Source organism: Virgibacillus dakarensis, assembly GCF_900155625.1.
GTDB classification, from domain to species: domain Bacteria; phylum Bacillota; class Bacilli; order Bacillales; family Amphibacillaceae; genus Lentibacillus_C; species Lentibacillus_C populi.
In genome coordinates, this window is the sequence record NZ_LT732554.1 from 2338339 (window position 1) to 2351086 (window position 12748).

13 protein-coding genes, 1 other RNA gene and 1 pseudogene are annotated in these 12748 nt (G+C 36.2%); 10 read left to right on the plus strand and 5 right to left on the minus strand.

Annotated features, from left to right (window positions below; all coding sequences use genetic code 11):
* The first annotated feature begins 15 nt into the window (after nucleotides 1-15).
* Together smpB and ssrA are read left to right on the plus strand one after the other, a co-directional pair.
* Nucleotides 16-483 carry an SsrA-binding protein SmpB gene (gene smpB, locus CZ382_RS20695; protein ID WP_088053026.1) on the plus strand — a complete coding sequence of 156 codons (468 nt, stop codon included), beginning with the start codon at nucleotides 16-18 and terminating at the stop codon, nucleotides 481-483.
* 116 nt (nucleotides 484-599) lie between these two features.
* Nucleotides 600-944, plus strand: a transfer-messenger RNA (tmRNA) gene (gene ssrA / locus CZ382_RS20700).
* 883 nt (nucleotides 945-1827) lie between these two features.
* On the opposite strand, the pseudogene CZ382_RS20705 reads toward ssrA, so the two are convergent.
* From CZ382_RS20705 to CZ382_RS20715, 4 genes and pseudogenes are all read right to left on the minus strand, one after another.
* Nucleotides 1828-2088 (minus strand): annotated as a pseudogene (locus CZ382_RS20705) (arsenic resistance protein); the annotation flags it as partial.
* A 159-nt stretch (nucleotides 2089-2247) separates the two neighbouring features.
* A complete protein-coding gene (locus CZ382_RS23845; RefSeq protein WP_155555331.1) occupies nucleotides 2248-2400 on the minus strand; it encodes a hypothetical protein in 153 nt (50 codons plus the stop codon).
* Nucleotides 2401-2464: 64 nt separating this feature from the next.
* The gene (locus tag CZ382_RS20710; RefSeq protein ID WP_088053027.1) at nucleotides 2465-3349 is read right to left on the minus strand and encodes a permease; all 885 of its coding nucleotides are present in this window, start codon (nucleotides 3347-3349) and stop codon (nucleotides 2465-2467) included.
* A gap of 88 nt (nucleotides 3350-3437) precedes the next feature.
* Nucleotides 3438-3758 (minus strand): ArsR/SmtB family transcription factor, encoded by a 321-nt coding sequence (locus CZ382_RS20715; RefSeq protein WP_060681927.1) that lies wholly within the window; start codon nucleotides 3756-3758, stop codon nucleotides 3438-3440.
* 437 nt (nucleotides 3759-4195) lie between these two features.
* On the opposite strand from CZ382_RS20715, the gene CZ382_RS20720 reads away from it, so the two are divergent.
* The 8 genes from CZ382_RS20720 (at nucleotide 4196) to merR (ending at nucleotide 11206) form a co-directional block, all read left to right on the plus strand.
* Nucleotides 4196-4540, plus strand: a complete 345-nt coding sequence (locus CZ382_RS20720) for an ArsR/SmtB family transcription factor (RefSeq protein WP_060681928.1) — start codon at nucleotides 4196-4198, stop codon at nucleotides 4538-4540.
* 15 nt (nucleotides 4541-4555) lie between these two features.
* Nucleotides 4556-5854, plus strand: a complete 1299-nt coding sequence (locus tag CZ382_RS20725) for an arsenic transporter (protein WP_060681929.1) — start codon at nucleotides 4556-4558, stop codon at nucleotides 5852-5854.
* 15 nt (nucleotides 5855-5869) lie between these two features.
* The gene (gene arsC, locus CZ382_RS20730) at nucleotides 5870-6307 is read left to right on the plus strand and encodes an arsenate reductase (thioredoxin) (protein ID WP_088053028.1); all 438 of its coding nucleotides are present in this window, start codon (nucleotides 5870-5872) and stop codon (nucleotides 6305-6307) included.
* 75 nt (nucleotides 6308-6382) lie between these two features.
* Nucleotides 6383-6739, plus strand: coding sequence for an arsenite efflux transporter metallochaperone ArsD (gene arsD, locus CZ382_RS20735; protein ID WP_060681931.1), 357 nt, complete (start codon nucleotides 6383-6385; stop codon nucleotides 6737-6739).
* A gap of 13 nt (nucleotides 6740-6752) precedes the next feature.
* Nucleotides 6753-8525 carry an arsenical pump-driving ATPase gene (gene arsA, locus CZ382_RS20740; RefSeq protein WP_060681932.1) on the plus strand — a complete coding sequence of 591 codons (1773 nt, stop codon included), beginning with the start codon at nucleotides 6753-6755 and terminating at the stop codon, nucleotides 8523-8525.
* A 19-nt stretch (nucleotides 8526-8544) separates the two neighbouring features.
* The gene (locus CZ382_RS20745; protein WP_060681933.1) at nucleotides 8545-8826 is read left to right on the plus strand and encodes a HesB/IscA family protein; all 282 of its coding nucleotides are present in this window, start codon (nucleotides 8545-8547) and stop codon (nucleotides 8824-8826) included.
* Nucleotides 8827-8865: 39 nt separating this feature from the next.
* Complete coding sequence (locus tag CZ382_RS20750; protein ID WP_088053029.1) at nucleotides 8866-10512, plus strand: FAD-dependent oxidoreductase; 1647 nt, start codon at nucleotides 8866-8868, stop codon at nucleotides 10510-10512.
* 301 nt (nucleotides 10513-10813) lie between these two features.
* Nucleotides 10814-11206, plus strand: a complete 393-nt coding sequence (gene merR / locus CZ382_RS20755; protein WP_060681934.1) for an Hg(II)-responsive transcriptional regulator — start codon at nucleotides 10814-10816, stop codon at nucleotides 11204-11206.
* Between the two features lie 121 nt (nucleotides 11207-11327).
* Here merR and CZ382_RS20760 read toward each other — a convergent pair whose 3' ends face one another.
* Nucleotides 11328-12584 (minus strand): IS110 family RNA-guided transposase, encoded by a 1257-nt coding sequence (locus tag CZ382_RS20760; protein ID WP_088051730.1) that lies wholly within the window; start codon nucleotides 12582-12584, stop codon nucleotides 11328-11330.
* Nucleotides 12585-12748 lie beyond the last annotated feature (164 nt).

A 12748-nucleotide genomic window follows, 5' to 3' on the forward strand; every position in this document is an offset into this window, starting at 1 on the left:
AGGAGGAAGCCGGGTATGCCAAAAGGAATCGGAAAAACAATCGCGCAAAATAAAAAAGCATCGCATGATTATTTTATAGAGGATACGTATGAAGCCGGAATTGTACTTCAGGGCACTGAAATTAAGTCAATCCGTGCGGGCAGAATCAATTTGAAAGATGCCCATGCACGAATTGATCGTGGTGAAGTAAAGCTGATTAATATGCATATTGCCACATATGAACAAGGGAATCGATTTAACCATGATCCAACTAGAACCCGCAAATTGCTGCTGCATCGCAAAGAAATAGATAAATTGATCGGATTAACGCAGCAGCAGGGGTATGCACTGGTACCGTTGAAGGTCTATATTAAAAATGGTGTAGCAAAAATATTAATCGGTCTTGGCCGAGGGAAAAAGAAATATGATAAACGTGAAGATTTAAAGCGGAAGCAAATGAAACGCGATATCGACCGGGCAATCAAGGATCGCGACCGCATGTAAAGCTTACCAGGTCTTGATTTTTGTCAAGTTTGTGATATAATAAGAATTGTCGTTAGGACGACAGTCAATTTAATAATTGCTCAAGCTTACCCGAGCGTTACTCTTTACGGGGACGTTACGGATTCGACAGGGGTAGATTGAGCTCAGGTTGCACGTCGAGGTTACGGCTCGTAAAACGTTATTCGCCTAAATATAACTGGCAAAACTAACAATCAACCAGCTTTAGCTGCTGCGTAAGTAGTTCTAAAGCGATCCTTCCTGCATTCGCCCGTGATGCAGATTGAAGGGTCTCAAATGAAGCGGGCTATACTGTCATTCGCCGTCTCGAGGATGATAGTTGAAACCAATCAGACTAGCTGCTCTAAAAGCCTGTTGGCAGGCCGATGATGCAGTGAAGACTAATATACCAACTACGCGTGTAGAAGCCTGAGTGGCAATACCTCTGGACGTGGGTTCGATTAGTAAATAGTCGCCTTTTGTAGTAATACAAAAGTGAAAATCCGGCTTTATCGGTGAAACCTAAGTTGTTATTTATAGCAATAAGGCAATGCCGAGCGGTGTGTGGAGCAATCCAACAGCCGTGTATCGACTTATAGGCTGCCATTCCAATGGTAGTACTAGGATGCGAAATCTTGCCTTGATAAGGTAAATAAACATTTCGCATAAGACGCCGGAGAACCTGTGAAGTGATCAGGTTCAAGATATAGTCAGTGCCATGACGAAAGCATGGAAGAGCATGTCCCACCGTCTCCACCAATACATATTTGGTGGTTTTTTTTGTTAATATGTGACGTAAAGCATATAATTTCCGTTTGGAAGCTTTATGCTTTATTTTTTTTTAGGAAATTTTATGCTTGATTCTTCAACTTTCATAGCTAATATATATTACGAATTCATCATTTATATCGACAATTAATTTTCAAAGTGAAATTGTAAATAACTTTGCACTTATTATTGTGGTTCAATTCATTATGGACACGAAAAATATTTATTGGTAATTTTCAATGTTGTGATCCTTGTGCATCGGTATAATTAAACCATCTGGCGCTGTTCGCAAACATTAATGTTGGAAACTCTCTAATTAATAAATGGTGAGAAGTGATCTATTTATTTAGTCTTCATAGAAGGAATCGGTATCGTATCTGTTACGATTTCCGATTCCTTTTGTGTCCTCACCTAAATGCCTTTTCCTTTAGTGAAAAGTCGGTATCCACTGTTACTGTGGCTTTGAAATAAAGTTTGATAATTTATAAAAGGGTTTGATACAATTACATTGATCTATCCGATTGGAACAATCTAACAAACGGCCTGATTGTTAAATAAAATAAGGAGGATTATCCTAGATTATATAGGATAGTCTTTATTTTTACTTTTTTTCCTTGTGAAAAGTAAAGCTTGCGAAACTATGGCAAGTACAGGTAATTCAATTAACGGCCCAATAACTAAAGCCAAAGCAATAAGAGGTTGATCAGGGAATGCTGTCACAGCTATAGCCAAAGACACTGGTGAATTCCTAGCAATAATTGTCATATTTAAGCTAACTGTATCTTCATAGGAAAACTTTAAAAACCTTCCAACAAAGCGTCCTACTACATAGTTAATAACACTATTATAATAAGTTGAATTTACGATTTAAAGTATTCTTTACTCAATGTACTTGCATGATTGACAATCATTGGTATCATCCTTTTCTATGAGTAATTAAAGCAAAAAGGCCTCTAAACGAAGCCCTTTTGCAATAATTGCGAGTTTTGACCTTCCTTATTAAGCCTCTTTCCGTTGCTTATTAGTGTTCTCCTTTGAGGATCCGCAACAGCTGTTGTTTTCAGTCGGTTTGACTTCTTCAATTTCAACGCTGCAGCAAGCTTGATTGGGTTTAGAGAACAACTTTTTAAGACCAGACTTTTTTTCTGCCATGAATATCACCTCCTTAAAAGGATAATTTGATGATGCAAGCGCAACAACTATTTTCTCTTTAAACCTAAAGAATTAAATTAACAATAAGACCTGTACTTATAGCCACAATTAAAATAGCTGAAATAAATGCAACTAAAAATTTCTTCTTAAATAGTTTAGACAACATAACTACTTCTGGAATACTTGCACCTGCACCACCAATAACTAAAGCAATTACAGTACCCATTGATATACCTTTTGAAACAAGTGCTTCTGCAATAGGTAACATTGTTTCAGGTCTAATATACATTGGAATACCAATGACCGAAGCAATCATTACAGAGAAAATGCCGTCACCACTTGCATATTTTGTAATAAACTCTGCCGGAACAAATCCATAAATAAATGCACCAATAAAGACCCCTATGAATAAGTAAGGAAGCATTGGATAAAGAAATGCCCATGCATCATTTAAAGCTTGCTTAACTCTGGACCCTTGTTTATTACTGAAAAAGCCATCACCTTTAACAGTTACACCTTTATACGTCCCTACTAAATTAAGTTTCGAGAATACAAACCCTACTAAAATACTAAAAACACCTAGCACGATAAAATATAATAGTGCAATTTTCCAACCTAAAAGTACCCAAAGCATGAAAATAATAAGCGGATTCATTAATGGTGAAGCAATTAAAAAACTCATTGAAGGTCCAAATGGTACTTTGGCATTTAATAATCCTGCTAGCACAGGTATTGTTGAACAGGAGCAAAATGGTGTAATTGCACCAAATAATGTACCAAGTAAATAATTAACAGCTTTGTTTGGACGACTTAAAAATTTTTTAATTTTTACCTCTGATACTACTTGTTGAATTAAACTCACAATAAAACTCACTACAATAAATAAGGCAAGCAATTCAAAAAATAGCATGAAAAAGGTTTTTATAAATTCTAAAATTGAATCTGTCATAAGTATAACTCCTTCACCTTTAAATCAACTTTTTTTGATATATAAATCAAAAAAAGTTTATTTATATAATAAATAACTAAGATACCTGTTAGAAAATTTTACAACAAGTATCTTCAGATAAGACAACCTGTATTTGTTCTTCATTAATTTTATAATAGTTCCATGTACCATGTTTTTCGGGTATAAGTATATTGGCTTTTACTAATTTCTTTAAGTGATAAGATAGTTTTGATTGCTTTAACTCTAATTTTTCTTCTAAATCACAGACACACAAAGATTTATTTGGACTTTTACTAATTTCATTTATAATTTTTAATCTTATTTTATCAGCTAAAGCATTAAACATATTTTCATAAAAATCAAGTGCCTCATCTTCGCCTAATTCATTTACTTTTTTAATTAATTCCATTATTTCACCTCCAACTAATACATCAATTTTTTTTGATTTATCAACAGTATATTATCCATAAAATTAAATTGCAACCTTTTTAATCAAATTTATTTGCTGAATTCCCCATAACTCCCTTTTAACACGATGTTCCGCATGAGAGTTGTTCGAAAAGGACTATAAAATTGGCTTTGTTTTCAACACTAGGATTTTAGAAAAGCCTGCTGGATTACAGGAACGGTGGGGAAAAGTTAGAAAACGCATCAAATTAAATATGAAGTTAAAAATCCAATAATTAATACATGCATATAAGGATTCTAACCTAAAGAATAGTAGTAGTAGGGAATAAAATAAAATGATTTCTTAAAATTTCATGTTTCTGTAGGTTAATCCATTGAACATATAAGCAAATAGTTATATACTATTTTCATAATAAATAATAATAAGGAGGGATATAGATGCTGCAAAAATCTTTTGAAATAGACAAAGCTGCGAACATTTTAAAACTGCTTGGTGACAAGACACGTCTAACGATGATGAAATTAATGGATAATCACGCTTGTTGTGTATGTGAATTTGTAGAAATATTTCAGTTCAGTCAGCCAGCTGTTAGTCAACACTTGCGTAAGCTTAAAGATTTAGGACTGGTAGTGGAAGAAAGGAAAGGACAATGGATTTTCTACTCGGTAAATAAAAATAATGAGTATTATTCATTCATCAAACCGATTCTGGATCAATTGCCAAGTCAAGAAGATAAACTAAAAGAGTTGGAAGAAAAGGGTACACGAATTACTTGTTGTTAATTGGAGGTAAAAACATTGTCATCAACGCTTATACTCGCAATACTCATATTTGTAGCAACCCTCGTCCTAGTCATTTGGCAACCAAAAGGTTTAAATATTGGTTGGTCTGCAATGGGAGGAGCAGTTATAGCTCTAATTGTAGGAGTCGTAGGGTTTAGTGATGTAATCGAAGTAACACAAATCGTTTGGAACGCCACATTGGCATTCGTAGCAATCATTCTTATTTCTTTAATTTTGGATGAAATTGGATTTTTCGAATGGGCTGCCTTACATATGGCCCGTTTTGCAAAGGGTAATGGAATAAAAATGTTTGTCTATATCAGTATATTAGGTGCGATTGTTGCTGCCTTGTTTGCGAATGATGGTGCAGCGTTAATTCTTACACCAATCGTACTTGCTATGGTACGTAATTTAAATTTTAAAGAAAAAATGATTTTTCCGTTTATTATGGCAAGTGGGTTTATCGCTGATACAACATCATTGCCATTCATTGTAAGTAACTTAGTAAATATTGTGTCTGCAGACTTCTTTGGTATCGGATTTGTTGAATATGCTTCACGAATGATTATTCCAAATTTATTTTCATTAGTTGCAACCATTTCCGTGTTACTGATTTATTTTAGAAAAAGTATTCCAAGGTCGTATGATGTTTCTAAATTAACCGAACCTAGAAATGCTATTAAAGATCATAAAATGTTTCGTCTATCTTGGTATGTCCTTGGCTTATTAGTAATTGGATACTTTACCAGCGAATTTATCAATATACCTGTTTCCGTTATTGCAGGAACCATTGCTATCTTCTTCATAATTATGGGTAGACAAAGTTCTGCAGTAAATACAAAAAAAGCTATTAAGGGTGCGCCGTGGGATATTGTGTTCTTTTCCATCGGAATGTATGTCGTAGTATATGGATTAGGAAATGCGGGACTCACCACTGCTCTAGCAAGTGTCATTCAAACGGTTGCCGAAGAAGGCTTATTTATTGCTACTGTTGGAATGGGGTTCATTGCTGCTTTTCTATCATCCATTATGAATAATATGCCAACAGTAATGATTGACGCCCTAGCAATTGCGGAAACAAATACTACTGGCGTATTAAGAGAAGCACTTGTTTATGCAAACGTTGTTGGATCAGACTTAGGTCCAAAAATCACACCAATTGGTTCTTTGGCAACATTAGTATGGCTTCATGTTCTTTCACAAAAAGGAATTAAGATTTCTTGGGGAACATATTTCAAGACGGGTATTATTTTAACAATACCAATCCTATTTATCACGTTACTAGGTCTATATTTAACATTAACTATATTTTGATAAAGGAGTATTTATATGGCTAAAAAAACTATTTATTTCTTATGCACAGGAAATTCATGTCGAAGTCAAATGGCAGAAGGCTGGGCAAAAAAGTATCTTGGAGATGAGTGGGAAGTAAGAAGTGCAGGTATTGAAGCACATGGACTAAACCCAAATGCTGTTAAAGCAATGAAGGAAGTTGGAATTGATATTTCTGACCAAAAATCGGAAACCATTGACAAAGAATTTTTAGACAACGCAACAATTGCAGTAACCTTATGTGGTGATGCAAAAGATCGTTGCCCAATGACGCCACCGCATGTAAAAAGAGAACATTGGGGCTTTGATGATCCAGCTAAAGCAGAAGGTACAGAAGAGGAAGTGTGGAAAGTATTTCAGCGTGTTCGTGATGAAATTGGTGAACGAATCAAACGTTTTGCTGAAACGGGAAAATATCAAGAAGTTAAGCCATGAGAATATCCTCAAGGCTTAACTATCTGTTAACATATAAGTATATAGTTATATACAAATAATTGGAGGGTATAACGTATGAAAAAAGTAGAAATCTTTGACCCAGCTATGTGCTGTTCAACAGGTGTTTGCGGACCAAGTGTTGACCCAAATTTAACAAGGGTAGCTTCAGCCGTTTATTCACTGGGACAGAAAGATGTAGACATTAAGCGATTTAATTTAGCTAATGAACCTGCTGCTTTTGCTGAAAATGAAACGGTTAATCAGGTTCTTCAAGAAAAAGGAGCAGATGCACTTCCGGTCACACTTTTAGATGGGGAAGTAGTTAAAGTGGGTGAATATCCAACCAATGAAGAATTTGCGGAATGGTTGGAAGTACGTGCAAAGGAATTGACTCAGAAACCTCGTGTACGTGTTTCCGTAAAACTCGACTAAAGGAGATCTTAAAATGTATACACTTTATAATCCGAAACAGCATGTTGAAACACCTTATCTATTTTTCACTGGCAAAGGTGGAGTTGGAAAAACATCTGTAGCATGTGCAACAGCAGTTGCACTTGCTGATCAAGGAAAAAAGGTTTTGCTTGTCAGCACGGATCCTGCTTCTAATTTGCAGGACGTATTTGAAATCGAGTTATCTCGTGAACCTGTTGAAATTCCAAGTGTGAAAAACTTATTTGCCAGTAATATTGATCCAGAAGAAGCTTCAAGAGCATATCGAGAAAAGACAGTTGGCCCATATAGAGATAAACTTCCTGAATCGGTAGTCAATCAGATGGAAGAACAGCTTTCTGGAGCGTGTACCGTAGAAATTGCTGCATTCGATGAATTCTCTCATTTATTAGCAGATGATGGGATATTTAGCGAATACGACCATGTTTTATTTGATACAGCTCCAACGGGCCATACGCTTCGTTTATTATCTCTGCCGACAGCATGGTCTGGTTATTTGGAGGAAGCAACACATGGGGCTTCTTGTTTGGGACCATTATCAGGCCTTGGTGATAAGAAGGCTATGTATCAAAAAGCAGTTGAATCCCTTTCTGATGGTGACAAAACAACACTAATTTTAGTTGCCAGACCAGAGGAATCCACCCTGATTGAAGCGAACCGTGCATCATTAGAACTTGGAGACATTGGCATCCAAAAACAAATGCTTATCATAAATGGGTTATTGCAGTCTTATGAAAAAAATGATGAGGTATCTACTGCTTTTTACGAAGGGCAGCATGAAGCATTGACGAAAACACCAGAGGAATCGAAAAAGATTCAAACCTTCTCATTACCTTTTGTATCGTATTCGTTAACTGGTATTGATCGCCTTCGTCAGATTGTGAGTGATGCTCCTTTAGTTAAATTCAAGGAGGACGATCAGGGTACTGAATTTGCACCACTTTCTGAACTAAAGGATGTAATTGATGATTTTTCATCTAAAAATACTCGTGTTATTTTTACAATGGGTAAAGGTGGAGTTGGAAAAACATCTGTTGCTGCAGCAATTGCAGTTGGATTGACGGAAAAAGGGCATAAAGTTCATTTAACAACAACTGACCCAGCAGCACATCTGGATTATATGTTCCAAAACGGTACTGTTAATGAGAATCTATCCATCAGCAGTATTAACCCAGAAGTAGAAGTGGAAGCCTACAAAAAAGAAGTAATCACTAATGCTGGTGAATTGAATGATGACGAACTTGCCTACTTACAGGAAGACCTTGAGTCTCCATGTACGGAAGAGATTGCGGTGTTCCGTGCTTTTGCCGATGTAGTAGAAAGGTCTGAACAAGAAATTGTTGTTATCGATACTGCACCAACCGGGCATACGTTGCTTTTACTTGATTCATCGGAGGCTTATCACAGGGAAATGAGCCGTTCTACTGGTGAAATTCCAGAAAGTGTGAAAAAGTTATTGCCAAGACTGCGTAACCCAGAAGAGACAGGGGTAGTCGTTGTTACATTGCCAGAAGCAACTCCTGTTTTTGAGGCAACACGCTTGCAGGATGACTTAAAGCGAGCAGAGATAACTCCAAAATGGTGGGTCATCAATCGAAGTTTATATGCAACAGGAACAACAGATAAAGTATTAAAAGCACGTGCAGCATCGGAAAGGCAATGGATTAAGAAAGTACAAGAAGAATTAGCTGATAATAGTGCGTTAATCCCTTGGATGAAGGAAGTAAAAATAGGCTATGACCAATTGAAGGAATTTGTTCAACTTTAAAAAATAAGGGGGAATTATAATGAATATCACAGAAAAGGCTAAAAATAAATTACAGGTTATTTTTCAAGAAAAGGGTGCAGAAGGTATTCGCTTTTATTCGATGGGAGCAGGATGTTGTGGACCGCAATTAGGAATTTCTTTAGATGCGCCTGAAGAAAACGATATTGTTGAAGAAATTGATGGAATTAAAGTGTCCATTGATAAAGATGTTAAAGATACAGTAGAAGGATTAACATTAGATGACGATGAAACACCAAACGGTTCGCAATTTGTGTTACTAGGAATGGATCAGTGCTGCTAAGAATAGACATCAAGATAAGATCTGGAGGATTATAAACATATGAAGATAATTATTATTGGTTCCGTTGCAGCTGGTACATCTGTTGCTGCAAAGGCACGCAGAAACGACGGAAACGCAGAAATTACGTTATATAATGCAGATTATGATATCTCCTATTCTATTTGTGGAATCCCCTACTTTTTAGGAGGGGAAGTAGACGAGTTAGAGACACTAACACCTAGAAGTGCTGCATGGTTTAAAAAACGTTACAACGTGGATATTCAAACACGTCATGAAGTGATAAAGATAGATCCAGATAAGAAAGTAATTACAGTTAAAAATCTAGATACAAGCGAGACGAAAGAAGACAGTTACGATACCTTGGTATTTGCAACTGGTGCGACTCCAATTACTCCACCAATTAAAGGGGTGGAGATGGAGCATGTCTTTCATGTCCGCAATATCCAAAACACAGCATCTATCAACTCGTTTATGGTTTCAAATAACCCGAAAAAGGTCACCATTATTGGTGCTGGCTTCATCAGTCTTGAAATGGCAGAACAATTGACTCATAAAGGATTAGAAGTAACGATTGTTCAGCGCAGTAATCAGATTATGCCACATTTGGATAAAGATATGGCTTTCCGTGTAGAGGAGCATATCCGAGATAACGGAGTAAACTTGTTATTAAACGAAGAAGCAACTGTGATTACGGAGAATACTGTGGAAACGAAAAGTGGCAATGTCATTGATTCCGATATGGTCATTTTAGCCACTGGTGTTAGACCAAATACGAAACTAGCAAGAGATTTAGGCGTGGAATTAGGCACATCTGGAGCGATTAAAGTGAATACCAAGATGCAAACGAATCTACCTGATATTTATGCCGTTGGGGACGTAGCAGAAAGTTTTTCGGTTATAACTGGAAAACCTATATACCGTCCGTTAGGCTCTACAGCTAATAAAATGGGACGTATCGCTGGTGATGTTATTACTGGTGGAGATTTGGAACATCGGGGCATTTTAGGGACAGGAATTTTAAGAGTATTTGACTTAGCGGTAGGCTATACCGGGTTAAGTGAAAAAGAGGCTAAGGCAGAAGGTTTTGATCTTGAAGTATTACACAATATTAAACCAGCAAGAGCAGAATATCTGGGTGGTAAAGAATTAGTAATTAAGGCAATTGCCGATAGGAAAACAAGCCAAATTTTAGGTGTGCAAATCGTAGGTGAAGATGGTGTTGATAAGCGAATCGATGTATTTGTAACAGCCATTTCCTTTAAAGCAAAAGCAAAAGACTTGTTCCATCTAGATTTAGCATATGCACCACCATTTAGTACAACGAAAGATCCGGTAATGTATACAGGTATGGCTTTACAAAATGCGATTGATAAGAAAAATAAACTGATTACCCCACAAGAATTAACGGACCGAATCGAGAACGGTGAGCAAATACAAATTATCGATACAAGAGCAACGAAGCAGTATGAGGTATCGAAAGTGGATGGAGCAGTAAATATGCCACTAGCAAAGTTGCGTAAGGAAGCGAAGAATTTGGATCCTAATATCCCTACCGTAACGTACTGTAACAAAGGTGTAACTGGAAATGCTGCGCAAAATGTGTTAATAAATATGGGATTTAAGGATGTATTTAATCTTTCTGGTGGGAATAAGAATTATCAGAGTTTTAATAAAGGGAAACAATAAAATTTATAGAATGTAGATAAATATAATAAAGGGTCTTCAGAATATATAGTGGAATTACTATTTTAATGCCTTTAAAACAATTAATGTTTAAATTGGATTATTTGGTGGAATGTTAAGTTGTGAAAAAATTAAAATGGTCCGAACCAAGAGGGATATTCAAATTATTGTATAGAAGAATTTAAATGTTATCTTGTAACTAATGACTCATATTAATTGAACAAGAAATAGAAAAGTTTGATAATATATTTACTTGACCGTGTACTATGGTACACGGTTTATAATTTTTATGGGGTGAAATAAGGTGATTTATCGAATTAGTGAGTTCGCAAATAAATGTGGAGTTAACAAAGAAACTATTAGATATTACGAACGAAAAAATTTATTACAAGAGCCTTACCGAACGGAAGCTGGTTATCGGATGTATTCAGATGATGAAGTGAAGCGTGTTGGGTTTATTAAGCGAATACAGGAACTTGGTTTTTCTTTAAGTGAGATTTATAAATTACTTGGCGTTGTAGATAAAGATGAAGTTCGTTGTCAAGATATGTTCGAATTTGTTTCTAAAAAACAAGAGGAAGTTCAAAAGCAAATAGAGGATTTAAAACGTATTGAAACTATGTTAGATGACTTAAAACAACGATGTCCAGATGAAAAGCAATTACATTCGTGTCCAATAATAGAAACATTAACATGAGAGATTAACGAAGGGAGCTTAGTTTGAAAGAATAAAAAGATACACCTTAAATAAAAAAAGTGCATAACAAAATAAGCCTCAAATCCAAGGCTTTATTGGCATATATTGTAAAATATAATTACTAAGTTTTTACACCTTTATCAGTTACTTGATAGCCTAAAGTTTCCAAGTATCGAATAGCCATATCTTCTGTAATTTTTGGTGAATAAGTCTGTTTGGGCTTGGAATCGATTTGATATAATTCTTCGTTAAATGGCTCATTTTTATCAAGCATATGGTAAATGCAAATAAGCAGTTTATGGGCAATGGCGATAATTGCTTTTTTGTGACCGCGACGTTTTTTAATTTGATGATAACGATTTTTGAAGTAAGGAAAGTCCTTACTCTTAATGGCAGCATTGGCACATTGAACCAATAAAGGTTTGATATAAACGCCAGCTCTTGAAACACGGACAGATTTTTTCTTTCCGGCACTCTCATCATTTTGAGGTGTTAATCCGGCCCAGGAGCTGATATGTTTCTGAGAAAGGAATGCAGACATATCGACACCTATCTCACCAAGAATGGCAATGGCTGTAAAAATATCTTTAATACCTGGCATGGATAAAAGTATTTCGATTTGTGGCAAGTAAGGCTGAGATAATTTCAAAACGACGGATTCAATATCCGCAATATGTTTCTTAATATTATCCATATGTTGAAGGGACACACGCATTTTATCAGCTTGTGGTTTGGTTAAATTTCCTTGAATGGATTTGGTGATGATATCCGTTTTGTCTTTCATACTTCCGTGCAGCATCTCAGAAACATCAAAATTGGTGTCATCCGGATCATCCAGAATATGATGAATGATTTTCATGGAACTTACACCAAACGTATCCGAAACCACACTGGAAATCATGATATTAGAGACAGTCAAGGAGTTTTGAACTCGATTTTTTTCGCTGGATTTGAAATTAATAAGTTTGAACCGATATCGCATCAAATCACGAATTTGGCGAATTTGTAATGGCGGTATAAAACTGCCGGGAACCAAACCGTGCTTGTGCAGATCGCAAAGCCAAACGGAGTCTTTCACATCGGTTTTCTTCCCGCGAATGCCCTTCACATATTTTGGGTTGGCAACAACAACCTGACAGTCGTGTTCTAACACATTAAACACAGGATGCCAGTACTTCCCGGTAGATTCCATACAGACATGGACGCAAGATTGAGATTTTAACCAATCTAGAAGATGGTGTAGATCTTCCGAGAAAGTGGAAAACTTTCTGGTCTGGTACTCGGTAACTCCTGATTTGGTTGTTATTCCAACAGTTGCCACAACAAACTTTTTGTGGACATCAATTCCACAGCAAATTGGGTGAACAATCCTTAGCATATACACATCCCCTCGAAAGTTTATAGTGGATAAGGCAGACATTGACTGTTTGCCGCGGAATAAACAGGAATTGTTTATACAAGGATTAGTTTACGTGCTCGGTGGCACACTTATTTGTGCTTGAAAAAGCAAACGGCACATCTTATTATTCGGGCAGTATATAC